This window comes from Brevibacillus nitrificans (assembly GCF_003710965.1).
In the GTDB taxonomy this organism is placed as follows: domain Bacteria; phylum Bacillota; class Bacilli; order Brevibacillales; family Brevibacillaceae; genus Brevibacillus; species Brevibacillus centrosporus.
In genome coordinates this window covers 110,718-135,932 of sequence record NZ_RHHU01000005.1, presented here as the reverse complement: position 1 = coordinate 135,932, position 25,215 = coordinate 110,718, and the positions used below count along the sequence as shown (strand labels likewise).

The 25,215-nt window shown below is 52.0% G+C and carries 26 protein-coding genes; 20 read left to right on the top strand and 6 right to left on the bottom strand.

Annotated elements, in window-relative coordinates; genetic code table 11:
* The first annotated feature begins 33 nt into the window (after window positions 1–33).
* The 5 genes from sufB to EDM59_RS10675 all read left to right on the top strand — a co-directional run bounded on the left by sufB (window position 34) and on the right by EDM59_RS10675 (window position 4,620).
* Window positions 34–1,431 carry a Fe-S cluster assembly protein SufB gene (gene sufB, locus EDM59_RS10695; protein WP_092273348.1) on the top strand — a complete coding sequence of 466 codons (1,398 nt, stop codon included), beginning with the start codon at window positions 34–36 and terminating at the stop codon, window positions 1,429–1,431.
* Window positions 1,432–1,836: 405 nt separating this feature from the next.
* Complete coding sequence (locus tag EDM59_RS10690; protein ID WP_148040833.1) at window positions 1,837–2,220, top strand: hypothetical protein; 384 nt, start codon at window positions 1,837–1,839, stop codon at window positions 2,218–2,220.
* A gap of 28 nt (window positions 2,221–2,248) precedes the next feature.
* On the top strand, window positions 2,249–2,752 hold the full coding sequence (locus tag EDM59_RS10685; protein ID WP_122923588.1) for a hypothetical protein: 504 nt from the start codon (window positions 2,249–2,251) through the stop codon (window positions 2,750–2,752).
* A 460-nt stretch (window positions 2,753–3,212) separates the two neighbouring features.
* On the top strand, window positions 3,213–3,758 hold the full coding sequence (locus EDM59_RS10680) for a sigma-70 family RNA polymerase sigma factor (RefSeq protein ID WP_246011001.1): 546 nt from the start codon (window positions 3,213–3,215) through the stop codon (window positions 3,756–3,758).
* The gene (locus EDM59_RS10675) at window positions 3,751–4,620 is read left to right on the top strand and encodes a hypothetical protein (RefSeq protein WP_122923587.1); all 870 of its coding nucleotides are present in this window, start codon (window positions 3,751–3,753) and stop codon (window positions 4,618–4,620) included. Before EDM59_RS10680 ends, EDM59_RS10675 begins: the two co-directional genes overlap by 8 nt.
* Here EDM59_RS10675 and EDM59_RS10670 read toward each other — a convergent pair.
* Complete coding sequence (locus EDM59_RS10670) at window positions 4,598–5,728, bottom strand: hypothetical protein (protein ID WP_148040832.1); 1,131 nt, start codon at window positions 5,726–5,728, stop codon at window positions 4,598–4,600. The two genes, EDM59_RS10675 and EDM59_RS10670, sit on opposite strands and share 23 nt — an antisense overlap.
* Window positions 5,729–5,734: 6 nt before the next feature.
* On the bottom strand, window positions 5,735–6,745 hold the full coding sequence (gene kdd, locus EDM59_RS10665; protein WP_122923585.1) for an L-erythro-3,5-diaminohexanoate dehydrogenase: 1,011 nt from the start codon (window positions 6,743–6,745) through the stop codon (window positions 5,735–5,737).
* Between the two features lie 101 nt (window positions 6,746–6,846).
* On the opposite strand from kdd, the gene EDM59_RS10660 reads away from it, so the two are divergent.
* From EDM59_RS10660 to EDM59_RS10620, 9 genes are all read left to right on the top strand, one after another.
* A complete protein-coding gene (locus EDM59_RS10660) occupies window positions 6,847–8,217 on the top strand; it encodes a sigma-54 interaction domain-containing protein (protein ID WP_122923584.1) in 1,371 nt (456 codons plus the stop codon).
* Window positions 8,218–8,425: 208 nt separating this feature from the next.
* A complete protein-coding gene (kal, locus tag EDM59_RS10655; protein WP_246011000.1) occupies window positions 8,426–8,833 on the top strand; it encodes a 3-aminobutyryl-CoA ammonia lyase in 408 nt (135 codons plus the stop codon).
* Window position 8,834: 1 nt separating this feature from the next.
* A complete protein-coding gene (gene kce, locus EDM59_RS10650) occupies window positions 8,835–9,653 on the top strand; it encodes a 3-keto-5-aminohexanoate cleavage enzyme (RefSeq protein ID WP_122923583.1) in 819 nt (272 codons plus the stop codon).
* Window positions 9,654–9,709: 56 nt separating this feature from the next.
* Window positions 9,710–10,483 (top strand): transporter substrate-binding domain-containing protein, encoded by a 774-nt coding sequence (locus EDM59_RS10645; protein ID WP_122923582.1) that lies wholly within the window; start codon window positions 9,710–9,712, stop codon window positions 10,481–10,483.
* Between the two features lie 44 nt (window positions 10,484–10,527).
* Window positions 10,528–11,178: an ectoine/hydroxyectoine ABC transporter permease subunit EhuC gene (ehuC, locus tag EDM59_RS10640; protein WP_221176048.1), complete on the top strand. Its 651-nt coding sequence runs from the start codon at window positions 10,528–10,530 to the stop codon at window positions 11,176–11,178.
* A 31-nt stretch (window positions 11,179–11,209) separates the two neighbouring features.
* A complete protein-coding gene (locus tag EDM59_RS10635; protein ID WP_148040831.1) occupies window positions 11,210–11,947 on the top strand; it encodes an amino acid ABC transporter ATP-binding protein in 738 nt (245 codons plus the stop codon).
* A 241-nt stretch (window positions 11,948–12,188) separates the two neighbouring features.
* Complete coding sequence (locus EDM59_RS10630) at window positions 12,189–12,725, top strand: suppressor of fused domain protein (protein WP_122923581.1); 537 nt, start codon at window positions 12,189–12,191, stop codon at window positions 12,723–12,725.
* A 16-nt stretch (window positions 12,726–12,741) separates the two neighbouring features.
* Window positions 12,742–13,209 carry an NUDIX domain-containing protein gene (locus tag EDM59_RS10625; protein WP_122923580.1) on the top strand — a complete coding sequence of 156 codons (468 nt, stop codon included), beginning with the start codon at window positions 12,742–12,744 and terminating at the stop codon, window positions 13,207–13,209.
* Between the two features lie 13 nt (window positions 13,210–13,222).
* Window positions 13,223–13,936 carry a nucleotidyltransferase domain-containing protein gene (locus EDM59_RS10620; protein ID WP_122923579.1) on the top strand — a complete coding sequence of 238 codons (714 nt, stop codon included), beginning with the start codon at window positions 13,223–13,225 and terminating at the stop codon, window positions 13,934–13,936.
* A 41-nt stretch (window positions 13,937–13,977) separates the two neighbouring features.
* On the opposite strand, the gene EDM59_RS10615 is transcribed toward EDM59_RS10620, so the two are convergent.
* Window positions 13,978–14,916: a DMT family transporter gene (locus tag EDM59_RS10615; protein ID WP_122923578.1), complete on the bottom strand. Its 939-nt coding sequence runs from the start codon at window positions 14,914–14,916 to the stop codon at window positions 13,978–13,980.
* 153 nt (window positions 14,917–15,069) lie between these two features.
* Between EDM59_RS10615 and EDM59_RS10610 the strand changes: the two genes are divergently transcribed.
* Together EDM59_RS10610 and EDM59_RS10605 are read left to right on the top strand one after the other, a co-directional pair.
* Window positions 15,070–16,503 (top strand): aminotransferase-like domain-containing protein, encoded by a 1,434-nt coding sequence (locus EDM59_RS10610; protein WP_122923577.1) that lies wholly within the window; start codon window positions 15,070–15,072, stop codon window positions 16,501–16,503.
* 79 nt (window positions 16,504–16,582) lie between these two features.
* The gene (locus tag EDM59_RS10605; protein ID WP_122923576.1) at window positions 16,583–16,798 is read left to right on the top strand and encodes a CLC_0170 family protein; all 216 of its coding nucleotides are present in this window, start codon (window positions 16,583–16,585) and stop codon (window positions 16,796–16,798) included.
* On the opposite strand, the gene EDM59_RS10600 is transcribed toward EDM59_RS10605, so the two are convergent.
* From EDM59_RS10600 to EDM59_RS10590, 3 genes are read right to left on the bottom strand one after another with little or no spacing between them, the layout of a single operon-like run.
* Window positions 16,791–17,933, bottom strand: coding sequence for a Ger(x)C family spore germination protein (locus EDM59_RS10600; protein WP_183192884.1), 1,143 nt, complete (start codon window positions 17,931–17,933; stop codon window positions 16,791–16,793). The two genes, EDM59_RS10605 and EDM59_RS10600, sit on opposite strands and share 8 nt — an antisense overlap.
* The gene (locus EDM59_RS10595; protein WP_122923574.1) at window positions 17,930–19,018 is read right to left on the bottom strand and encodes a GerAB/ArcD/ProY family transporter; all 1,089 of its coding nucleotides are present in this window, start codon (window positions 19,016–19,018) and stop codon (window positions 17,930–17,932) included. Before EDM59_RS10595 ends, EDM59_RS10600 begins: the two co-directional genes overlap by 4 nt.
* Window positions 19,019–19,020: 2 nt before the next feature.
* Window positions 19,021–20,424, bottom strand: coding sequence for a spore germination protein (locus EDM59_RS10590; RefSeq protein ID WP_122923573.1), 1,404 nt, complete (start codon window positions 20,422–20,424; stop codon window positions 19,021–19,023).
* Between the two features lie 249 nt (window positions 20,425–20,673).
* Here EDM59_RS10590 and EDM59_RS10585 point away from each other — a divergent pair, with 249 nt between their 5' ends.
* The 4 genes from EDM59_RS10585 (at window position 20,674) to EDM59_RS10570 (ending at window position 25,190) form a co-directional block, all read left to right on the top strand.
* On the top strand, window positions 20,674–22,026 hold the full coding sequence (locus tag EDM59_RS10585; RefSeq protein ID WP_092273382.1) for an Nramp family divalent metal transporter: 1,353 nt from the start codon (window positions 20,674–20,676) through the stop codon (window positions 22,024–22,026).
* A 158-nt stretch (window positions 22,027–22,184) separates the two neighbouring features.
* Complete coding sequence (locus EDM59_RS10580; protein ID WP_122923572.1) at window positions 22,185–22,892, top strand: Rossmann-fold NAD(P)-binding domain-containing protein; 708 nt, start codon at window positions 22,185–22,187, stop codon at window positions 22,890–22,892.
* Between the two features lie 168 nt (window positions 22,893–23,060).
* Window positions 23,061–23,606, top strand: coding sequence for an NfeD family membrane protein (locus EDM59_RS10575; RefSeq protein WP_122923794.1), 546 nt, complete (start codon window positions 23,061–23,063; stop codon window positions 23,604–23,606).
* A 3-nt stretch (window positions 23,607–23,609) separates the two neighbouring features.
* On the top strand, window positions 23,610–25,190 hold the full coding sequence (locus tag EDM59_RS10570; RefSeq protein ID WP_122923571.1) for a flotillin lipid rafts scaffold protein FloT: 1,581 nt from the start codon (window positions 23,610–23,612) through the stop codon (window positions 25,188–25,190).
* The last annotated feature ends 25 nt before the right edge of the window (window positions 25,191–25,215 follow it).

Genomic DNA, 25,215 nt, shown 5'->3' with positions numbered 1-25,215 from the left:
TTTCAGCATATGAAAATAAAGGAGTGAGCAACGATGGCTAAAAAAGCCCCTGAAATACAGGATTACCAGTACGGTTTTCACGATAAGGACGTTTCCGTATTCCGTACGAAAAAGGGTCTGACACGCGAAATCGTCGAAGAAATTTCGCGTATCAAAGACGAGCCAGCATGGATGCTGGAATTCCGTTTGAAGGCTCTGGATATTTTCAACAGCCTCCCAATGCCAAAATGGGGCGGCGATCTGGATTCCCTCGACTTTGACAGCATCACCTACTATGTGAAGCCGTCCGAAAAGCAAGGTCGCAGCTGGGATGAAGTACCAGAAGAAATCAAAGCGACTTTTGACAAGCTGGGTATCCCTGAGGCGGAGCAAAAGTTCCTCGCGGGTGTATCCGCTCAGTACGAGTCTGAGGTTGTTTACCACAACATGCAGGAAGACCTCGAGAAACTGGGCGTTCTTTTCTGTGATATGGACTCAGCAGTGAAGCTGTATCCAGACATCGTGAAGGAATACTTCGCGACCGTTATCCCAACAGCAGACAACAAGTTTGCTGCCCTGAACTCGGCTGTATGGTCCGGTGGCTCCTTCATTTACGTGCCAAAAGGCGTAAAAGTAGAAACTCCGCTGCAAGCTTACTTCCGTATCAACTCCGAGAACATGGGTCAGTTCGAGCGTACCCTGATCATCGCGGATGAAGATTCCTTCGTTCACTATGTAGAAGGCTGTACAGCTCCGATCTACAGCACGGACTCCTTGCACTCCGCGGTTGTAGAAATCATCGTAAAAGAGCGCGCACGCTGCCGTTACACCACGATCCAAAACTGGTCCAACAACGTATACAACCTCGTTACCAAACGTGCGGTTGCTTACGCGGATGCGAACATGGAATGGATCGACGGTAACATCGGTTCCAAGCTGACGATGAAATATCCAGCGGTTATCATGAAAGGACCTCGCGCAAAAGGTACTGTTCTTTCCATCGCGGTAGCAGGAAAAGGACAACACCAGGACGCAGGTGCGAAAATGATTCACCTGGCTCCGGATTGCACATCGACCATCATTTCCAAATCCATCTCCCGTGATGGCGGTAAAGTAACCTATCGCGGCCTGTCGCAGTTTGGACGCAAGTCGGAAGGCTCCAAGTCCAACATCAAATGCGACACGCTGATTCTCGATAAGCTGTCCACGTCCGACACGATCCCGTACAACGAGATCATGAACGACAACATCACGCTCGAGCACGAAGCGACCGTTTCCAAAGTATCCGAGGATCAACTGTTCTACCTGATGAGCCGCGGCCTCTCCGAAGCAGAAGCAACCGAGATGATCGTCATGGGCTTCATCGAGCCGTTCACCAAAGAACTGCCGATGGAGTACGCGGTTGAGATGAATCGTTTGATCAAGTTCGAGATGGAAGGCTCTATCGGGTAAGTATGAAAATGAAAGGGATGGCGTGCTGCTCTTTGAGCTTGTGCGCCACCCTTTTTTATGTAACAGGCTGAACGAAAGCAGTGATCGACGAATCTGCGGATTGTGCTTCAGAAGAAGAGCGAAAAGAACGGCAATGCGAAGCAAAGTGAATTATGGAAATTAGGTAAGAGCGGCAAACCTCATCATGGGAATGATGAGGTTTTTTGCATTTTTTGAAGTATGAACGTGAAATGGTGGCTCCTGTCAGAAACCGTTAAGTACAGCGGCTTTTTCACCTATATACCTTTGTCCGTTTCAAAATGTTCACGATCAGCATCTTATGTAGAGAGGTGACAAGAAATGCCGAAAAAGCGAAGTCTAATCAAGAGCAAAGTAAGATAGAAAACCAAATGGCAGATCAATCAAGTGACGCGTCTGGAAAGATTTACGTTGAGCGGGGATGTAGGGGGAGCGAAATCCTTTTCGATCGGCGGAAGACAACGGAGGAATGTCCAGATCATAACCGTGGGCATCATTTCGTCGGCGTTTTTGGTGATTCGAGGCGCGCGATTGAATTTCCAAAACAACAATATTCGTTTAAGAGTGCAAGTGAGAGGTTCAAAACGTTTTTGGCAGTCTACATCCAATAAAGAAGATTCACCAAATCTCAACACCGTGCTTTTTATCGAGTCAGCTGAAGCCAAGGGAGTAGAGCTTGTCATATCAGCTGTGAATACGAGCGGTAATCCAGCTACGCTCCATCCACAAGACGGCTGGTGGCTTGATTTTGTGATCAACAAGCAATCGTAGGAAGCGAGAAAGGGGGGAAGACAGTCATATGCCAGTGATTCCAGCTATCAATAAAGGTGCTTGTGTAGGGGTATTGTATAAAAATAAAAATGGCCAATTACGTGTGCATAACGGAAAACTGGCCCAAAAAGAGGCAAGCACCTCGGCTCAGGTGGTTATTCGCCATGTGGGTAACGCAGTAACGATGAAAACGGAAAATCTCACGTTATCACGAGCGAATGTATTGGCAATTTTGAAGACGCCAAACTTTACACCACCATGCAGTCCGAAGAAGGGATTTATCGAAGCAGGTGCATGCATCGCGGTTCAATTCAAAGTCGGAACGAAGACGGACGTCAAGAATGGCAAATTATTGTATGGGATCAACAAAAATGGAACGGTGACTTGCCGAATCAACCCAAACAACCCGCCGCCTACTATTGTGTATGCCCATTATAATTTGGTTAGCCAGGGCAATGGCCACCAAGAATTTGTCGCACAAATCGTCACCCGCAAAAATGTAACAAAGGTGAAGAGAGTCACTCTGGAGTAACCCAATAACCGATGGGGAATTGTCTGAAAGCGTACCGTTTGACACGCTGGTCGGCGGAAATCTTTGTGATCGATGACATTCTCGCTGTTGCCCATAAGCTGTGAAAAGTACTTTCTTCCAGACCGCTATCGGTTGATCCAACTTCGTCTATACGAAACGTGTATAAATACGTGTCCGAGTGGCTATCACCATTGGGTGGTCAGTCGCTCGGACGCGTATTTTGCTATTCGAAGGCACTTCATCCTTAAACGTGGCCCTTGTATTTACGTCCAAGGGTTATTGGCTTTGTTTCTGGAGAAATTTCCGGTGAAGGAAAAATGCCTTCAGCACATTTGTTAATGCTTTTCGGATAACCACGTATTAACATATGTAAATTTCCTTGAACAGTCGTAACAGACAGCAAAGGTGGAAAGGAGGAGAGATGTTGGAGAGTGCTCAACTAAACAAGGAGATTTACCAGATGCGAAAAGACGAGCTCCGTGGAGGCGTTATCTCCACCGAACAGTTTACACAGATATATGAAGAGTATTTTGACAGGGTGTACAAGTATATCTACTACCGGGTTCAAAATCAGTATGAGGCAGAGGATATTTGCAGCCAAGTATTTGAGGCGGTCATTTCCAAGTACGATCATTTCTCAGAGGAAAAAGCCAAATTCGATGTGTGGCTCTTTGCGATTGTACGAAATGCCGTAACGGATTACTTTCGCAGAAAGAAAAAGAGATTCCATTTTTCGCTGGATTCCATTACCGAATTGATTCTCCCGAAGCCGTCCCCCGAAGAGCTGGCCATCCGGGATGATGCTCATCAGGCATTGTTCCATGCCTTGGCAAAGCTGCGGGACAAAGAACGCAATATCCTCGCATTGAAATTTGCCGCCAGCCTGAAAAATGCAGAAATCGCTGAACTGATGGGGGTTAGCGAATCCAACATTGGTGTCGTCGTCTACAGGAGTTTAAAAAAGCTACAGAAAATCTTGGAGACAGGTAGGTTCAAGGATGAGTAAAAAACACAATTGGGAAGATTGCCGAGATGCCGTTGATCTGCTGGAGAAGAGTGAGATCGAGCGCACTTTAGCAAAGGAGCGCATTTACAAACGTCTGCTGCAAAAAATGGAGGCGGGAGAAGTTCAGCCTCAAGACTCGAAAAAGGATGGGATGACGATGATGAAAAGAAAATGGAAAACGGCTACAGCCGCTGCTGTTGCTCTCATGCTCATTGGCGGAGCGCTTTCAACGACCTCTTACGCGCAAGGAATGATTCAATCCATTTTGGCCCGTTTTCAAGTAGGGAATATGGAAATCGTGCAAGTGGACAAGGAACGGCCAGCAGTGGAAAGCCATGAGTCTGTCGATCAGGAAAAAGTAGCTGAATCCCGTGAAGTGGAGCTGCCCGCCCAGCCAAAGCTGTCGTTGGAAGAAGCACGTACCACCATCGGCATCAATTTCCCGGCGCCAACCTGGATGGCTGATTTTGCATACGTCAACACCGTGATCCACGGAAAAAGCATGGTCGAGGTTCAGTACGCACAAGGCGAGAAAACCGTGAACTTCCTGATTTCGCAGGGAGGAGAAAACGGCATCGAAACCACCGGCCAAGTAAAAACAGAAGTACTCGCAGGGAAGAAAGTCTACTATGCGAACGGGATTGTGATTTGGGAGGATGAGGACTTCACCGTCGAGATGTACGCCCGAGAGGATTTTGACACGGCAACACTCGAGAAAATCATCAAAAGCTTTGCAATCGGCAAGCCTTTGACGCAGGAACAAATCAATCATGCCAAAACCAATCTGGACAGCGTGATCCAAACGGAAAGAAGGGCGCAAGCGGCTCCGGCAGCCCCAGCTAGTGAAGAACGCAAACAGTAAAGCCCCCAAACAGGAGTGCCCCAAAAAAGAAGATTTTCCCTTCCGCATTCTCTAAAAGCACGCAAGGAAGCCAGCAGCTCGCAGGAGAAGACTGTTTCCAGGCGGAGCGACTGTGGAGTCCCACCCAGCGGAGCCGTGATTCCGAGGCAAAAGAATCGCCACCTTTGATTCCCTGCGAAGCGGAGCGACTTTGGCGATTCCCTCGGAAGCATGGCGCAGCGGCCAGCAACCACCCCCAGTAGGACGCAGCCCGGAGCGCAGAATGGAAATCAAAGGTTGCCAACTCGTTGGCAACCTTAACTTGTTCCCCCATTCTGTAAAAGCACGCAAGGAAGCCAGCAGCTCGCAGGAGAAGACTGTTTCCAGGCGAAGCGACTGTGGAGTCCCACCCAGCGGAGCCGTGATTCCGAGGCAAAAGGATCGCCACCCATGATTCCCTGCGAAGCGGAGCGACTTTGGCGATTCCCTCGGAAGCATGGCGCAGCGGCCAGCAACCACCCCCAGTAGGACGCAGCCCGGAGCGCAGAATGGACAACAAAGGTTGCCAACTCGCTGGCAACCTTATGTTGTTCCCCCATTCTGTAAAAGCACGCAAGGAAGCCAGCAGCTCGCGGGAGAAGACTGTTTCCAGGCGGAGCGACTGTGGAGTCCCACCCAGCGGAGCCGTGATTCCGAGGCAAAAGGATCGCCACCCATGATTCCCTGCGAAGCGGAGCGACTTTGGCGATTCCCTCGGAAGCATGGCGCAGCGGCCAGCAACTGCCCCCAGTAGGACGCAGCCCGGAGCGCAGAATGGACAACATAAGGTTGCCAACTCGTTGGCAACCTTATGTTGTTCCCCCACTCTGTAAAAACACGCAAGGAAGCCAGCAGCTCGCAGGAGAAGACTGTTTCCAGGCGGAGCGACTGTGGAGTCCCACCCAGCGGAGCCGTGATTCCGAGGCAAAAGAATCGCCACCCATGATGCCCTGCGAAGCGGAGCGACTTTGGCGATTCCCTCGGAAGCATGGCGCAGCGGCCAGCAACCACCCCCAGTAGGACGCAGCCTGGAGCGCAGAATGGAAACAGGCTTCTCCACTCCCGCAGCCCCGCAGCCCTGCCCAGCCAAGTGCTTTTACAAAACCCCCATCTGCCGCATACGCCTTCCCGCCGCAAGCGCCATTTCCGCATGCCCTTTGGTATAGCCGTTGCCAATCAGCATACGCACGTCCTTGCCCGCGCCTTCTGCTCCCAGGGCAGCTGCCGTGAAGCTGGTTGCCATGCTGAAAAAGTAGACCGTGCCATTGTCTTTCGTGCACAGGATCGAGCTCATTTCGGTTCCGGGTGCATCCACGCAGTTAATCGTCAGGTCAGCGAGAGCTCCAGCTGTCACTGCCTGTACCTTGTGCAAAACAGCGAGCGAATCGCGAGCATCGCCCATGAGGATGGAATCGGCGAGCTGGGAGCGTTGGACGCGTTCATAATCTCTTTCATCGTAAGCCAGGGCGATTACTTGGCCCGTTACGCCCACGCGGTGTTTCGCTTCATAGAGGCAGAGCATGCCGGATTTTCCCCCGGCACCGATGATCAGCACGGTATCGCCTGCTTGAACGAGCTTGGCTGTTTGAGCAGGTGCACCAGCCACATCGAGAATTCCGAGTGCGAACTCTTGCGGCAGATCCTCAGGAAGGACGGCAAACAGTCCGCTTTCAAAAACAATCGCCTGTCCGCTAACCGCCACCTGGCAGCTATTCATCTCGATCGAGTGAATCTTCTCCAGCTGCAGGGGCGTCAAAGAAAGAGAAACGAGCGTTGCTATTTTACTGCCTACCTGTACAGCGCCTGTAAATCCGGGGCCAATCTCTCGGACCGTACCGATCAGCATTCCACCTGAGCCTGTCACTGGATTGTGCTGCTTTCCTCGTTCCTGAACGGTTTGCAGGATGATTTCTGCGATACCCTCATCAGAGCCTGCCTGCTCGCGCATTTGCCGAAAGCTGGCGGCATCGATATTTAACGTCTCCACATCGATTCGCAATTCGTTATGGTAGAGCTGCATCGATGAATCCAATTTCCATGCGGCCTGAGGAAGGACGCCTGCCGGTTCTAGTACGCGATGACTCCCATATGGACACCCTGTTTTCAAATGAATCGCCTCCTCATGTTTCTTTTAGTAGGAAAATTGCAATTTGTGTGCCATATTAATAATTAATCATAGTGTACATTATTTAGAGGGAAGTGAAAGTCATGTACAGCTGGGATTGGGAAAAAATCATGGACACGCTCCATAACGATATAACGATCGTGGACAAGAACGGCGTCATCGTCTATATCAACGGCGCTTTGGAGGAGGTTTACTCGGTCTCCAAGCACTATTTGCTCGGAAAAACGGTAGACGATATGGAGAAGGGACGCATCTTTTTCCCGTCCGCAGCCAAGGCCGTCTTTCGATCCGGGAAAAAAGAGACGCTGATTCAGGAGTCAGGTACAGGAAACAAGGTGTTTGTAACTGCCACGCCTTTTTATGACGAAGCGGGCGAGCTGATGTACGTTGTCTGCTGCGCCAATGACATAACGGAGCTTCTCCAGCTCCGGGAGCATTTGCAAACCGTAGAAAAAGAAATGGAAACAGTCAAGGAAGAACTGGACAAGCTGCGCAACACACAGTCGCTGACGGATATCCCGTGGAGCAGCCAGTGCATGGTCAAGGTGGAAAACACGATTCGCAAAGTGGCGGAAATCGATGTGTCCGTACTCTTGACGGGGGAATCTGGCGTGGGAAAGACCACCTTTGCCCGTCAGCTGCATCACCAGAGCTCTCGCAAAGGAAAGCCCTTTGTCGAGATCAATTGTGGCAGCATCCCGGAAAGCCTGCTGGAATCCGAGCTGTTTGGCTTTGAGCCAGGTGCGTTCAGCGGTGCCAGCCAAAAAGGAAAGAAAGGCTTGGTCGAACAGGCAGAGAAGGGAACGCTGTTTTTGGACGAAATCGGCGAGCTGCCGATGAAGCTGCAGGTCAAGCTCCTGACGCTGATCCAGGAAAAAACCTTCTATCGGGTAGGAGGAACAACACCGAAAAAGGTAGATTTTCGCTTGGTGGCAGCAACCAATGTGGACCTGCTGGAAAAGGTAGAAAGAGGAGAGTTCCGGCAAGATTTATATTTCCGGTTAATCGTGTTCCCCATCAACATTCCGCCGCTGCGCGAGCGCTCGGCAGACATTTTGAGGATGCTGCTGAGCTTTTTGGATCGTTTCAATCAGCTGTATGATCGAAGGCTTGTCCTCCATCAACGAGCCATTGACAAGCTGCTTGCCTACCGGTGGCCCGGCAATGTCAGGGAGCTCGAGCATATGGTGCAGCGGCTGGTACTGACCGTTGATGACAGCGTCATTACTGTCGATGATTTGCCAGAGAGTATTGTGGGAAAAGTGCAGACTCCGCTGCCAGAGCAGGCCAATCGGACGCTGCCCGAGACTTTGCGGGAGGTAGAGCGGATGCTGCTCCAGCAAGCCTACCAGGATTGCAAAAGTACGACAGAGATGGCGAAGGTACTGGGCATCAGCCAGCCTAGCGTAGTAAGAAAGCTGAAGCAGTACAAAAGCCTATTTGAAAGTGAATAATCCTTATCCGAATGTAAATAAGTACGAAACTGCCTGAAAACACAGGGAAAAACCATCCTTTTTAGCCAATTTCCTATCCAAAAGTGAATAAGCAATCCACTGTGACTCGCACTTTTTCCCGCGCAGATGGTTGGCATGCTTTGTGCCTGTATAAGGGAGTATCTCATTGATCATTTCCATTCTAGGAAGTAAAAAAGGGGAACTGCCTGTGGACACTGCACTTATACGCGTACGAATCAGCGCACATGACAGCCATTATGGAGGCAATCTCGTAGATGGAGCCAAAATGCTGCAACTGTTTGGCGATGTAGCTACCGAGCTTTTGATCCGCACGGATGGGGACGAAGGGCTGTTCGTCGCCTATGACCAAGTAGAATTTCTTCATGCCGTGTACGCAGGAGATTACATCGAAGCAGTTGGACAGATCGAAAAGATGGGGAACACTTCCCGCAAAATGTCCTTTACCGCCCATAAAGTCATCCGCAGCCGACCCGATTTGAGCGACTCGGCAGCGGAAGTACTGTCCGAGCGGCTGCTTGTTTGTCGAGCATCCGGGACTTGTGTGGTACCTAAGGATAAACAACGCCTGACGCAGGATACGCTGGGAGGAGAGTAATGTGGAGAAGCTGATCATCACGGCAGCCTTAACAGGCGCAGAAACGACCCGGGAACAGCAGCCCAATCTCCCCGTAACGCCAGACGAAATTGCCCAAGCTGCCTACGAGTGCTATTTAGCAGGTGCTTCGATCGTACACATCCATGCGCGGGATGAGCGGGGTGAAGCAACTCAGGACATCGAGGTCTATCGCGAGATTTTTTCCAAAATTGCAAAAAAATGTGATGTGATCATCCAGCCATCGACAGGGGGAGGAACGTGGCATACGCTCGAGGAACGCTTGCAGCCCGTTTATCTCCAGCCGGAAATGGCGACGCTGACCACCGGAACCTGCAATTTTGGCGGCGATGTTTTCATGAATACACGGGAATACATCGAAAAGTACGCAGAGGAAATGCTGCGGCTTTCCGTCAAGCCGGAATTTGAAATATTCGAGCGCGGAATGATCGCGAATGCACTGGATTTGCTGAAAAAGGGTCTGGTTCGTGAGCCCCTCCATTTTGATTTCGTAATGGGAGTCTCAGGAGCGATTACAGCTGAGCCACGCGATCTGGTCTATCTGGTAGAGAGCATCCCGAAGACAGCGACATGGACGGTTGCGGGAATCGGCCGTAATCAGCTCCCGCTGGCACTGATCGCGATTACGATGGGAGGACATGTCCGAGTCGGGTTCGAGGACAACGTTTACTACTCCAAAGGTGTTTTGGCACAAAGCAACGCCCAGCTGGTCGAAAGAATCGTCCGTGTTGCCAAAGAGTGCGGGCGCGAAATCGCGACTCCGGCAGAAGCCAGAAAAATCCTCGGACTTCCTGTCAAATAAAGAAACAAGGCTGTATCCATAGCACAGGAAAAAACAAATATCAGGGGGTATCATTCATGAAGAAAAGCAAATGGACTGTTCTGCCACTGGTGCTTGCCTCGGCCATGATGCTGTTTGTCGCAGGGTGTGGCAAGGATAGCGCCGGTGCGGGCGCAGGGGGAGGCGAGGAGACGCTGAAGATCGCGGTTACCGAAGCGAGCCCTCCGTTCAGCTTCGTGGACAAGGAAGGAAAGCTGGTTGGCTTTGACGTCGATTACGCCAATGAGATCGGGAAGCGTTTGAACAGAAAGGTAGAGGTGATCAGCACCGCTTGGGACGGGATGATCCCGGGACTGCTGGCCAAAAAATACGAATTGATTATCGGAAGTATGGCGATCACGGAGAAACGCAAGGAATCGGTTAATTTCAGCTCGCCTTACTATGTATCCGGTGCAGCGATTGTCGTACACCAGGACAATCAGGACATCCACTCACCGGCAGATCTGAAAGGGAAGAGCGTAGGTGTCACGCTGGGGACGACGTATGAGGAAGAGGCGAAAAAACTGGGGGCAAACGTCAAGACCTACGACTCCGAGGTAGCGCAGCTGACCGATCTGGAAAACAAGCGAATCGATGCCATGGTCACAGACAAATTTATTGGAGCTTTTACGATCAACGAAACGAAGCGCCCGCTGAAGCTGCTGGATGGTCTTCTGTATGAGGAACAAATCGGAGTAGCCATGAGCAAGGACGACGCTGATCTTTTAGCAAAAGTAAACAAAGCTGTCGAAGAGATTACCAAGGACGGAACCTACGAAAAAATGGCGATTCAACACTTTGGTGTCAAGTAAGACAGGGTGCCGTCCATGTGCAACATGAGGGGGAGTGATCAGACGTGGACTTTCAATTAATGATCGATTCGATTCCCGTTTTGTTACAAGGGGCCTGGATTACGGTCACAGTGACGGTCATTTCCATGGCGTTGGGGCTGGTGCTGGGGATGGTGGCAGCGCTAGCCAAGCTTTCCAAGGTGAAGATCGTTCGGTGGATCGCGACGCAGTACATCGATATTGTTCGCGGGACTCCACTGCTTGTGCAATTATTTCTCATCTACTACGGGCTGCCGCAGCTGGGGCTCACGATCGATCCTTTCCCTTCGGCTGTGCTGGGACTTGGCATCAACACAGGCGCGTACGTCGCAGAGGTTATTCGAAGCGGTATTTTGGCCGTGGAAAAAGGACAGCACGAAGCTGCTCATGCACTTGGGCTGACACCATCCCAGACGATGCGTCTGATCATTCTGCCACAGGCTTTTAAGATCATCGTACCTCCACTGGGCAATCAATTGATCCTGCTCATCAAGGATTCTTCGCTGGTGTCCACGATTACACTGGTTGAATTGACGAGATCGGCGCAGCGTATTATCAGTACCACGTACAAGCCGATCGAGCTGTATATCGCAGCGGCAGCCTTGTACTATATTGCTTCCTTGCTTGCGACCAAGCTGATTAACAAACTGGAGAAAAAAGTGCGGGCGAGTGAATAAGCAAGGCATGAAGGCAAGGAGGAATCACGCGATGGCCGATCATCCAATCGTAGCGCTCAAAGAGGTACATAAAAGCTTTGGGGAAATCGAGGTTTTAAAAGGCGTCAATCTTTCCATTTCCAAAGGAGAGGTTGTCGTCATTATTGGAAGCAGCGGATCGGGCAAAAGTACACTGCTTAGGTGCATCAACCGTCTGGAGACGTTCAATGCGGGTTCGATCCAGTACAATCAACAGAACATCTTGCACAGCGAAGCTGCAAGGCGCGAGATCGGGATGGTTTTTCAACAGTTTCACTTGTTCCCGCACAAAACCGTTTTGGACAATATTATGCTGGCGCCCATCCAAGTCCTGAAAAAGTCAAAGGAAGAGGCGCAGGTTGAAGCGAAGGCATTGCTCGAAAAGGTCGGTCTGGCTGAGAAAGCCAATGTCTTCCCTTCCAAGCTCTCTGGAGGACAGAAGCAGCGGGTTGCCATTGCCCGAGCACTGGCGATGAAGCCCCAGGTGATGCTCTTTGATGAACCTACGTCTGCACTGGACCCCGAGCTGGTAGGAGAAGTATTGCGCGTCATGAAGCGATTGGCGGAGGAAGGAATGACCATGCTGATCGTGACACATGAGATGGGCTTTGCCCGTGAGGTGGCGGATCGAGTGGTTTTTGTCGATAAAGGGGTCATCGTCGAAGAGGGTCCACCCGAGGAATTCTTTAAATATCCCAAAACGAAGCGCTTGAAGCTGTTCCTCAGACGGATGGTTGAGAACGAAGAGTGACCAAAGCGGAGAAAAATAGAACAGCCAGCCCTTCACGCTTGAAAAAGCCAGAAGGGTTTTTTTTGTCATGCGAAGCGACATCCACAAAAGGCGGATATGGCTGCAGAAGAAAAAAGAGATCGCCAGCGCAATCTGAAAAATGGAGACAAAGCTGGGGACAAAGATAGGCAATGCCCGGCTCTTTCTTTGCAGATTTTCGCTTATACTGTAGATAAAGCTGATGCAGGGCAGGGAGTCACATATGATAGTAGTGAAGCAGTTGTTGGACCACGGCGAGCGGGCTTTTGGCAGCCGGGGGAATCTGTATCAATCAGAGGAAGCGGACGTTTTGATCGCCGTTTATCCGCCCACCAAAAAACGTGGATGGTGGACGTACGCCACTCTTGAGCTGCACCGGACAGGTGCCTGCGAGTGTCTCATGTACTCTTACCGTTTTGAGCGCGAGATGATCACCATGCTGGCCCGCGTAGCCAATCAGGTCATCGGAAAATGGGAGCAAGAGCGCAGGCGTCTTACGCCGGGAGATGCCTTTTTTCTGGGAAGCTCGATTCAGGAGTCTTCCCATTTGGACTTTGTGATCACGACACCCGCTGATTTTGAAGAGGATGGCTTTGACTATTATACGAACGGCGTAGAAGTCATCACTTTCCTGATGCTGCATGCCATCGCATCATCGGAGGCGTCGTTTGCTATGCAGCATGGATTGGATGCATTGGAGGACTTGTTTATACGTACCGGTGTCGATTCCCTGGACTTCAAGCGTAACCCAGCCATATGAGAAGGGAGCGAGCGGGATGAAAACAGTTCGAATGAGAGTGACCGTAGTTGTTGAGCATCAAGGACAAATCCTGTTGATTCGGGAAAAATCAGGTGGTGCAGTCGGGTATAGTCTCCCCGGTGGGAATATTGAGTTTCTGGAAGCGCTGCCAGATGCGACCCGAAGAGAAGTATGGGAAGAGACGGGCTTGAAGGTGGAGATGGATCGCCTGCTCTGGGTGGACGAACGCATCGATCGGGCAGGAGATGGAAAACACACGATCGGGATCGCTGTCTTGGCAAAAGTAGTAGGAAAGGAGACGGCTCCGATACCAGGGGGGGTTGAAGGCGAACAGATCGAGTGGGCGGGCTGGGTATCGCTTACGGATTGGAAAACGCTTCCCCAGTATCGCATTACCAGACAGGAGGATGTTCTAAAAGCGCTCGAAGGTGAACATTACAAGCCGGCATACATCGGAAACATGCTCGACAAAGAACAGTCGTGATGAGGGAGCAGCCATGAGCCAGGACTTCATGCAATCCGTATGGGAGCAGGCGCCAGAGCTTGCAGATCATCTATGCTATTTAGCTTTTGCCGGAAGCCGCAGCTACGGTACAAGTACAGCCAGCAGCGATATCGACCTGCGAGGAATTGCTTTTGCTCCGGTGGAAGCGGTCTTTGGGCTGCAGACGTATGAGCAGACCATTTTGGCAGAACCCGATCTGGTCGTCTACGCACTGAACAAATATATACGCCTGGCAGTAAAGGGAAACCCGAATATCGTGGAGATGCTCTATGTGGAGCCAAAGAATATGGTGTACGTAACCGAGGCGGGAGAGGAGCTGCGGGCCCATCGGGAGCTGTTTCTCTCCAAGCGTTTGTACCACTCGTACGGCGGCTATGCTATCCGGAATCTGCGCAAGCTGGCGAGCGAAAAAGAAGCGTACGACGCGAAAAACGCTCATCACCTGATCCGTCTGCTGCAGATGGGACGAGAGCTGCTGGAGACGGGAGAGCTGCGCGTATCGCGGCCAAACGCGCAGGAGCTTTTAGCAATCAAACAAGGGGAATGGCCAGCAGGCGATTTGCTCGCCTATGCAGAGGAGCTGTTCGCTCAGATGACGATTGCGTATGAGTGCTCCAGCCTGCCGGAAGAGGTAGATGCAGAAGCCGTTCAACAGCTGGCGATTCGTCTCAATCAGGCATTTTACTTGAAAACACGGCAGGAATAAAAAGCAACACCGACCGCAAAAAAAGTGGTCGGTGTTTTTCGTTACGCCTTTTGCCGCACGGATGCCGTCCGTCCCTTGGCTACAGATGCGACTACGATCACGCAGGCTAGCACGGCACCGAGCGTAACAGACTCAGCGAGCAGGAAGTACGAGGCGAAGATGGTGAGAAACGGCTGGAGATACTGAGTCTGGCCGACTCTTGCCACCCCACCGATTGCCAGCCCGTGGTACCAGGCGAAGAAGCCGAGAAATTGGCTGATGACACTGACGTAGCTAAAACCGATCCACGCTGTCCACGAGGCGTTTTGGAGCTGGGAGAGGAGCGGACCTGCGATAGGGATGACGAGAAAAGGGAAGGAGAAGACCAGGGACCAGCTAATGACCTGCCAGCCGCCCATCGTACGTGCGAGCTGTCCTCCTACTGCATAACCGATTGCTGCGGCAATAACAGCGGCAAGCAGCGACAAATCTGCCCATTGCAGCGCCCCGAATCCAGAGCTTGCCGCGTACACAAGAATGGCGAGACAGGCGACACCGCTAGAGAACCAGTACATGCGAGCGGGGCGCTCCCCGGAGAAAAACGCCGCAGCACCAGCAGTCGCGAGCGGCAGGAGCGCGATGATGATGGCACCGTGAGTGGCAGGAATCCGCTGCATCGCCCAAGCAGAGAAATAGGGAAAGCCGATCACCACACCGCCTGCGACGAGAAGCAGCTGCCTTGTTTCCTTCCAGGTAGGAGTGGGAACGCGTCTGATGAGCAAAACAATGGCAGCCAGGATCGCAGCGACCAAAGCGCGTCCCAGTCCGGCCGTCATGGGTGTCAGAGCGGTTAGCGCCACTTTTGTTGCAGGCAGGGTCAGGCTAAAGCTGCAAACCCCCAATAGTCCGTAGAGCATCCCTGCTTTTTCATTGGATATCCCCAGCGCTACCTCGGCAGGAGGTGTGATCTGTTTTTCTTTCATGGATACGTCCACTTTCATTGAAATCGCCTTCCTTTGTTTGGCTAAAGCTGGTTTTCCCCATCGTAAGGCGAGTGGCGAAGATTGAGTAGAGCCAATTGGCAGGAGGTTTGGTAGGCCAATTTGTCGAACGTCAAAGTACGGGGATTTATCTTGGAAGGGAGGATGACGACAATGGAGTGGCAGCCAGACAAGCAAGCAGATACTCCTGTCTACCAGCAGATTGCCAAGTGGCTGGAGCAGCAAATCATTCTAGGTGATTTGCCGCCTGGCACTTCCTTGCCGGCAGAAAGGTCGCTGGCTCAGCGTTTGGGTGTAAACAGAGGGACGGTATCTGCGGCATACGAAGAGCTGCGCTCAGCCGGATTACTGCAATCCTGGCAAGGAAGCGGGACGTGGGTCAGCCGGCATTTGTGGGGGGTGCAGCGAGTGCCGAACTGGCACAAATATACGAACGGGGGCGCATTTTTACCTGCGTATCCTCTCGTCAAAAGAATCCAAGAGGCATGCTACGATTCGTCGATCGTCAATCTGGCAAGGGCCGAGCTCGCGACGTCGCAGATACCCTCACTTGACACGCAGGAGCTGCTGCGACTCTCCCAATCCCATTTTGAACTGGGGTACTCGCATCCAAAAGGGGATCCGGGCTTGCGTGAAGTCCTGTCCGAGCACCTCAGATCACAGTATGGGATCGCAGCGTCTCCGGAAGAGATCCTCGTCACATCGGGAGCCCAGCAAGCCCTGCATCTCATCTCGCTTTGCCTGCTCAGCCCAGGTGATGCGGTGGCGATGGAAGGACCGTCCTATTCGTATTCCTTGGCTTTGTTTACGTCGGCAGGTCTGAGGCTGTACCGGATCGCGATGGATGAGGAAGGAATCATCGTGGACGACATCCGCCACCTTCATCGCGAGCACAAGCTGCGTATGGTTTTTGTCAATCCGACCTACCACAATCCGACGGGAACGGTGCTCAGTGACCAGCGGAGGAGGCAGCTTCTCGACATTTGCATGGAGCTGCGCATTCCACTCGTCGAGGATGACGCTTACGGAGCTCTAACGCTGAAAGACAGCAAAAGACCGCCACTCCCGATCAAAGCGATCGATCCCAGTGGAACGGTCTTGTACGTCAACAGTGTTTCCAAAACAGTCGCACCTGGATTGCGGATTGGCTGGCTGGTCGGGCCCAGGTCTGTGGTAGAAAGACTGGCGGATGCCAAGCAGCAGATGGATTTTGGCACGAGCAGCATATCCCAGCAGCTGGCGAGGATCTTTTTGGAAAGCGGCAAATGGCGCGAGCAGATGGAACGGCTCCCAGCCTATCTCTACCAACAGCGCCAAGCGATGCTGGATGCTTTGAACGCTTATCTGGCTGACGATGCCGAGTGGCGCGTCCCGGAAGGCAGCTATCATGTATGGTGTCGTCTGCGCGAGCCTCGAGACGAGCGTGTATTGCTGGATGCTGCTATCCGCGAGGGAATCGTCTTTACGCCCGGTACAGTGTATGGCGCAGAAGTGGGATGGATGCGCTTGACCTATTCATGGGAAGAGCCGGATGCGATTCGGGAAGGAATGGTTCGACTGCAGAGGGCTATTCACATGACTCGCTAGGAGAGCCAAGACTATAACAAGCTGTGTTTGACCGATACTAGATAGAGAGAATCGAGATTGGGCGAGATGAGGTGAACACATGGGCTTCTCCTTGGTGATTGGTTATTTAGAGTCGCTGACATCCTACTATTTGGGTCTGCTCCTTTTTGTGACGGGACTGATCTTGCGTTTTCGCTATTATGTGGCGTACCAGAACAGACAGCTGACGCGCGATGCAAAATATGCAAAATTCGGCAGCTACACGCTGTTTATTTTGTGTGTAATCGTTCTGATTACCCATTATATTATTATTTGAACTGACCGATCCGCCTGATAAAGACTTCAACGCTGACATGGACTTCCGCGTCCTTGAAGATTTGTTCCCAATTGTTTTCATGGGTCTTCCAAAACGCGTACTGGTGTCTGCGGAGCTCCTCGCCGAAGCCAAAAATATCTGTCTGGTAAGTATTCTGCATCTTTTTGATGAGACTTTCCGCCTTGTTTTGGACGATCTGGTTCATCTGGATTTCCTTTTTTCGCAGCTTTTCGATCGTCGGCTTGTTTTTTAATCCATCCTCAGCCAAATTGCCTTCTCCTCTGACCCGTACCGTAAATACGGGTTTTCCGTTTCTGATTTCCGTATGGATTTGGGACCGGACTGCCTTTACCTCCATCGTCGTAAATCCAGGGGTGCCACCTTCGGGATTTTGTAAAATGATCTCGTCGCCTGCTGAAAAGGTGCCGTTGATCCAGCGAAGGGATTTGACCTCTTGATCCGAAAGCCACCCGATTAATTTATCTCCCTTCATGATAGCACCGCCAGCCATTTTCACTTCGTGCGGCTCGATGGTGATCCTCGGCAAAACGCTGTTGCTGCCGCCATGAAAATTGGTAGAAAACTGGCCGATAGAGGTCGTGTCGGGAAGGCGTGCTGTTTTGGACTCGCCTTCCTCAGTCAGCCTGCTGATGTACTGCCCGGAAATAGGCATTAATCTCGGTTTTACAGCCAAAGCGCTCTTTCCCGTCCCTTTTGCGATGACCAGCTTTATTTTTCTTCGGGATTCATGGTCGCGAAAGAACAGATCGAGCGCATGACTGATCCCTTCCTTCGCCATTTCTTCGCCGATGATAATAATCTGCAGATGCTCGTAGTACGGCTGCCTGGCGACACGTGTGGCCATAAGCCGAATGCATTCAAAAATAGAGGGTCCCGTAGATGTCGCATTCCAGATGGGAGAAATATTGGTGTTATTTAGACGGCCAGACAGGGCACGCGCCTCTGTGAACTGTGCCGAAAACTCATAAAATGAGCGCTTCCCCTTCTCGGGAAGGTTTTTATCGATGGCAATCGCCATGACAAACAGACGCTCTTGGATCTCGACGCGATCCCAGCAGCCGCCCAAGAGCAAGGGAAGTACAGCACTAAGAAGCAGGAGGGCACGGCGTTTCATGCTGACTGTCTCCTTCTTTTCCATTTGTACACGAGCACGAGCCAAATCGGCACGACGGCAATCAGGGAAACGCCCAGCCAGCTTGCCCAATTACTCCATTTATCCACCTCCAAAATATTGCGGGGCAGGACCGCGATCAAATAGACGAGCGGAATCATGAACAAGGCGATGACGCGATGCTCCTGAAGCCCCAGCATTTGTGAAGCAATGAGACTGGCGCAGTAGTGGAACATCACGATGGTCGTGACCGCAAAGGGAATCCAGACCATCATCATGATCGAGTCCAAGCGCTCGATAAATGCGCCGGGGACTTCGATGTTTTTAATGATCGCAAGCGTCGGGTATTCGACCAAGGTCACCTCTGATTTTCCCAGGACGGCTATACACAAAATCGTGACGATGACGTACAGGATCATCGTAGCACCGATGGAGATCAATGCGGCTCGCTGTGCGCCTCTTGGCTGCTCCATGAAAGGCTGGATGAACAGCAGGATCTCAAATCCCATAAAGGAAAAAAAGGTCGAAGGCAACGCGTGCATGAGTGGTTGAATCCCATCTCCGAGAACAGGCAGGATTCTCCCAAAATCCGTATCGCGGATCGTCTGGGTCAAGACGAGCAGAAGCAACAGAAGGGCGAGGGGCTGGATGAACTCGTTAAAGCGGGCGATCGCATTGACGCCGTGCAAGACCAGATAAGAACTGATGGTAAGCATGCCAATAATGATGACCTCAACAGGAGTCAGGTCCAGCAGGAACAGCTTGGTCACATCGGCAGAGATGCGTACTACTGTCCCGACAAACATCAGAAAATAGAGCAGAAAAGCAAGCAGGACGATCGTTCCTAACATTTTCCCGATCAGCGTCGGGGCATAGTGAATGATGCTTTTGCCAGGGAAGCGATTTCCGAGATAGGCCATGATCGACACAGCTACCATGGCCAGAAAGCCTGCTGCAAAGATGACGATCCAGCTGTCGACGCCAGCTTTGGCGCCAACCGTTTCTGGCAAGGTCAATATTCCTACGCCCACCATAGCGGCAAACAGCTGGACAACGATTTGTGAGGTCGTTAATCGATCCTTTATCACGCTTACCACCCTTTCTTGCGTTTTTGGGTGTTCATTCGTTTTTGATCCAAGGGATGGAGGATTTCAGGACGATTTTTCATATAGATCAGCGGCGCACGAACGAGCAGGTCCTTCCAGTCGCTGAACCGGTACGGTGTAATGGGCGCAAAATAGTTGATCCCGAAAGATTTGAGCGAGACCAAATGAGCCAGTATCGCCATCAAGCCGAGCAGCAGCCCAAACATACCCAGGCTGCCGGACAAGATCATCAACGGAAAACGCAGCAAGCGCAAGGCGATGGCCCCATTGTACGCAGGGACCAAAAAGGAAGAAATAGCCGTGATGGCAACGACAATGACGAGCACGGGACTGACGATTCCCGCCTCTACAGCCGATTGACCGATGACGAGACCGCCGACGATCCCAATCGTTTGTCCCATGACCTTGGGGAGTCGCAGCCCGGCCTCGCGCAGCATCTCGAGCGTCGCCTCCATGAAGAGTGCCTCCAGAAAGGCAGGAAAAGGCACCTCCGACCTGCCGGCAGAAATACTCAAGGCTAATTGCGTGGGAATCATTCCGGGATGATAAGAGATGAGAGCAATGTACAGGGAGGGGAGAGTCAAAGCGATCACTGCACCTGCTACCCGGATAATACGAATGGCAGTGCCGATCATCCACCGCTCGTAATAGTCGTCTGGAGACTGAAACAGCATGGAAAACGTAACGGGAACGATCAGCACCGCAGAGCTGCCATCCACCATGATGGCAATGCGGCCCTCCAGCATGGCAAACAGAACATTGGACGGCCGCTCCGTATACTGCGCTTGCGGAAAGGGAGAGTACCAGCTGTCCTCGATCCATTGTTCAATCGTCCCACAGTCCAGCACCTCGTCCAAATCTACGGTAGACAACCGCGTCCGTACCTCGTCGAGGATGTTTGGATTCACGATGCCCTCCACATAGAGCATCGCCACCTTCGTATTTGTCCGCCTGCCTAACTCCTGAATCGTGACCTTTACTTCGGGATCCGGGTACCTGCGTCTGATTAACGATATATTCGTGCGCAAGGATTCCACAAAGCTGTCGCGCGGTCCACGCAGAGCGCTTTCGTTTTCCGTTTCCTGAATGCTTCTTTCCTCCAGACCGCTGCCGATCGCCAAAAAAGCTTGCTGGTCACAGTCGCGTACGATCAGGAGATTGCCGTTTAAAATTTCGCTTAGGGCTTCCTCTACGGTAGAGATCGGGGAGAACGGTACCTCCACGCAGTCTTGGCGCAGTCTTTCCAGGATGTGGTCCTGAATGTAATGGGAATCAACTAAGCTATCCAAAAAGCAGAGGGTAAAGGTTTCGCCTGCGATATGGACCATGCTGTTCTGAAAGTCGGAGCTATCGCTGAAGCGGGAAGTCACTTCCGATACCCAATCCATGGGAATACCTCCTGAAGAAGGAATATACGTATTGTTAGACAAACCGTTCACATTATGCAGAAAACCGGAATGTCGCGAGCAAAAAAAACAGCTGTCCCGGGCAGTTGCAAAACAGAGCGAAAGGAGTATAATGAGAATATGTTTCGCTAGGTAAACATTTTTGGATAGAGCAAATCTCTATATTTTTTTCCTTAAAAGTTGCCCTTGTGCAAAAAAAATGGACTAAGCCATAAAAGGTAGGTGGAAATCATGTTAACTGGATCAAATGCAACAAAAGCAGCGAAAGAAAGCAGTTGGAGAAGAGAGGCGTCGCAGCCGTCTCTGCCTGAGGTACATCGATCGATGAAGGTACCGCAAAAAGGTTCTTGGATTCGCAAATTCCTCGCGTTTGCAGGACCTGGCTACCTCGTAGCGGTCGGCTATATGGATCCAGGTAACTGGGCCACTGACATCGCTGGGGGGTCCCTGTTTGGTTACTCCTTGCTGTCAGTGATCATGCTGTCCAATCTCATGGCGATTCTGCTGCAGGCGCTGGCTGGAAAGCTGGGGATTGTGACAGGAAGAGACTTGGCGCAGGCTTGCCGGGATCATTACAGCAAACCTGTCGCGATGGGCTTGTGGGTATTGTGTGAGCTTGCGATCGCAGCCTGCGATTTGGCAGAGGTCATCGGTGCAGCCATCGCTTTGAATTTACTATTTGGCATCCCTCTCCTCTACGGGGTCTTGATTACAGCGTTGGACGTTCTGGTCGTTCTTTTCTTGCAGAACAAAGGGTTCCGCTATATCGAGTCGATCGTCATCGCGTTGATCGTGACGATCGGGGCATGCTTCGCTTTTGAGATGTTCTGGTCACAGCCTGAGGTAAAAGAGATTTTGGGCGGCTTTATTCCTACCGCCGAAATTGTGAAAAATCCGGAAATGCTCTACATTGCCATCGGGATTTTGGGCGCGACGGTCATGCCGCATAACCTGTACCTGCACTCTTCCATCGTACAGACGCGGCAGTACGAGCAGACGACCTTGGGTAAACGGGAAGCGATCAAATACGCGACCGCAGACTCCACGATTGCTCTCATTTTCGCCCTCGGCATTAACGCAGCGATCCTGATCCTGTCTGCGGCGACGTTCCACCGGGCAGGAATGACAGAAGTAGCGGAGATCGGCGATGCTTATCATCTGTTGGCACCTTTGCTGGGGACCACTTTAGGCAGTATTCTTTTTGGTGTCGCTTTGCTGGCGGCGGGAATGAATTCGACGCTGACAGGAACGCTGGCAGGCCAAATCGTCATGGAAGGCTTCCTGAACCTGCGCATCACGCCTTGGCTCAGAAGGCTGATTACGCGGATGATCGCCATTATCCCCGCTGTGATCGTGACAGCTCTGTACGGCGAAAGCGGCACCACGCAGCTGCTGATCCTCAGCCAGGTCATCCTGTCGCTCCAGCTGTCCTTTGCCGTCGTTCCACTGGTGAAATTTACGAACGACAAAAAGAAAATGGGCGAATTCGTGAATGCCCCTTGGCTGAAAGTCCTGTCCTGGATTGTCGCGATCATCATCATGGTGCTGAATGCTTATCTTCTGTACCAGACGTTGTTTGGCTAATGAGTATGAAGAGTTGTTCCCATTGGGGAATGACTCTTTTTCTTTTCGGCAGGAAACGATGGCTTTACGGAAGGGGTTCAAAGGGATACGATCAAAGGAGCGTTTTTTATTTGGAAAATTGGGAAAAAAGATGTGACAAAGACAGGAGGCTGAGATACATGGAACAGGAAAAATGGGGAATTGTCGGAATCGGAACATTAGGGGGTGCGATTTTAAAGCAGCTGAGTAATGGGAAGTCATTGATCGGCTTCTATCATCCGAATGCCGAGAAGGCTGCAGGGATCGCACAGGCCAATCCCGGGCACCAGAGCCTCACAGTAGAAGAGCTGGACAGTCTCGACTTCCTGATTCTGGCGCTGCCTGCTGATCGGCTGGTGCCATTCGTACAGAGCCTGCTCGACTCCGGTCTGTCGCTGGCGAGAGTGACCTTGCTCAACATGGCAACGGTGGTAAAAACAGCTGAACTGAATCGTCAGTTCCCACAGCTTCGTTTTCTGGGGATGAAATTCATGGGGCATGCGGTGGATTTACGCGAGCGTGGTAACGGTCTGTTTATTACGGAGGCGAATGAGCGGTTCGCGTCTGCGCAGGAGCGCGCCATCCGCTTTTTTGAGCAAATCGGTCAAGTCATCGTCGATAAGGAAGACGTGGTAGAGGAAGTGAATTCACTCGCTACGCGTATCGCAGTCAAAGCGGCATTTGAGCTGGAGCAGGCGATCCGTGAAGGCGGATACCGCCAGGAGTACGCTTCCCGTGCGCTCGTTTCCGTCGCACCTGAGGTCATGCGTGCCTACGCTAGCGGGACCATGGGGCATTTTGCTCGCAAGATCGTTGAGCAGCTGCTGCAGGAACAGCAGGAGAGCTGATCGAAAAACAGCTTTGCCGGAGGTCTCAGCAACGAACGGCCGCTGGGGGCTTCGGTTATTTTTTTGTTAGAAGAAAGGCTGATTTTTCCAAATTATACTTACATGCGCAACCTTTTTCCTTTTGGTTCGTATGAGAAATAGATGCATTTATGGAAAGGGGTGGCAAATGTGGGGGTGCTTGAAACCATCTACATCGTCTGCCTGATCTGTGGGGTTCTTTACGCACTTTTCGCCTTGATTTTTGGTCATACGGGAGCGGATGGGATGGGACATGGTCATGCTCACTTGCCCGTGCTCCAGCCAATCTTGCTTGTCAGCGGCGCTACAGCATTTGGCGCAGCCGGGTACCTGCTCACACGCTTTACGTCCCTATCTACGCTGATGGTGCTCGGAGCAGCGGTTATCCTCGGTGCTGGACTGGCAGTGGCCGCCTATTTTCTGTGGGTTGAGCCGATGAGCCGGGCAGAAAGCTCCACCGGTTATGCAATGAGCCAGCTGGGAGGGAAAATAGGCGAGGTCAGTACGACGATTCCCGTCAACGGATTGGGTGAGGTACTGGTGACAATGGTCAGTGGAACGACCTTTCACATGGCAGCCAGTCTGGACGGCATCCCGATTAAGCAAGGCGCGCGGGTCGTTGTGGTAGAAGTGCGCGACCATGTTCTATACGTCACTCCTTTCCCGCATGAAGCTTCAGAAAAAGAGGAGGAATAATCGATGTCACTACTAGGGCTAGAACCGGGGATTTTGACGACCGTATTGATCGTCATCGCGGTATTCGTCGTACTGGGTATCGCTTTCTGGGCGAGATACAAGACAGTAGGTGCCGATGAAGCCATGATCGTAACGGGGAGCTATCTCGGCTCGAAAAATGTGCTAAGCGACGATTCCGGCCGCAAAATGAAGATCGTTCGGGGCGGTGGCGCCTTTATCTTGCCGATTTTTCAGCAAGCAAACTTCTTAAGTCTCTTGTCGCACAAGCTGGATGTATCGACGCCAGAAGTGTATACCGAGCAGGGAGTTCCCGTCATGGCGGACGGTGTAGCCATTATTAAGGTGGGCGGGTCGATCGACGACATCGCTACTGCGGCGGAGCAGTTCATGGGGAAAACGGATGAAGCGCTGAAATCCGAAGCCCAGGAGGTGCTGGAAGGCTATCTGCGGGCGATTCTCGGCAGTATGACCGTAGAAGAGATCTACAAGAACAGAGAGCGCTTCGCCCAAGAGGTGCAGTCGGTAGCGACCAAAGACCTGAAGAAAATGGGTCTGTCCGTGGTGAGCTTCACGATCAAGGATGTCCGGGACAAAAACGGTTACCTCGCTGCTCTCGGGATCCCGCAGATCGCAGCCGTCAAGCGAGATGCGACGATCTCCCAGGCCGATGCGGATAAAGAGGCGCGGATCAAGCAGGCGCAGGCGGAGGAAGAAGCACGCAAAGCGGAGCTGTTGAAGGAAACGAACATCGCGGAAGCCGAGAAGGAAAAAGAGCTGAAGGTAGCTTCCTTCAAGCAGGAGCAGGACAAGGCAAAAGCGAGCGCGGACCAAGCCTACAAGCTGCAGGAGGCGGTTGCCAAGCAGCAAGTAACGGAAGAGGAAATGAAGGTCGATCTGGTTCGCAAGCAGAAAGAGATCGAGCTGGAAGAGAAAGAAATCCTGCGCCGCGAGCGGCAATACGACGCGGAAGTGAAAAAGAAAGCGGATGCGGATCGTTACTCTGTGGAGCAAGCGGCGGAAGCAGAAAAGGCGAAGAAGCTGCGTGAAGCTGATGCCCTCAAATACCGGATCGAAGCAGAGGCCAAAGCGATGGCCGAGCAAAAGAGACTGGAAGGTCTGGCGATCGCGGAGGCGGAAAAGGCAAAAGGTACCGCAGAAGCAGAGGTCACTCGCCTAAAGCTGGAAGCAGAAGCGGAAGGGAAAGAAAAGCTGGCCGAAGCATTCGAAAAATTCGGTCACGCAGCGGTGCTCGATATTATTTCCAAGATGCTGCCTGAGCTGGCCGAGAAGATCGCCGAGCCGATGAAAGCCATCGACAAGGTGACCATCGTCGACGCAGGCGGAGGACAGGGAGATGGCGTCAACCGTCTGAGTGGAAACGTAACCAAGCTGATGGCCCAACTGCCAGAGATGCTGAAGGACGTCTCCGGACTCGATATGAACAAGATGATTGCGGGCTTTATGCAAAAAGGAGGAACGGTGCCGGTACCTGCAGCAAGTGAGGCTGCAGCCACGGCTGTGCCCAAAGTGGAAGAACAGGCTGCCGTGCGGACGACTCCTGCTGCAGCGGATGCCCCAAAATAATGGAAGACACCAAAGCCCCTTCGAG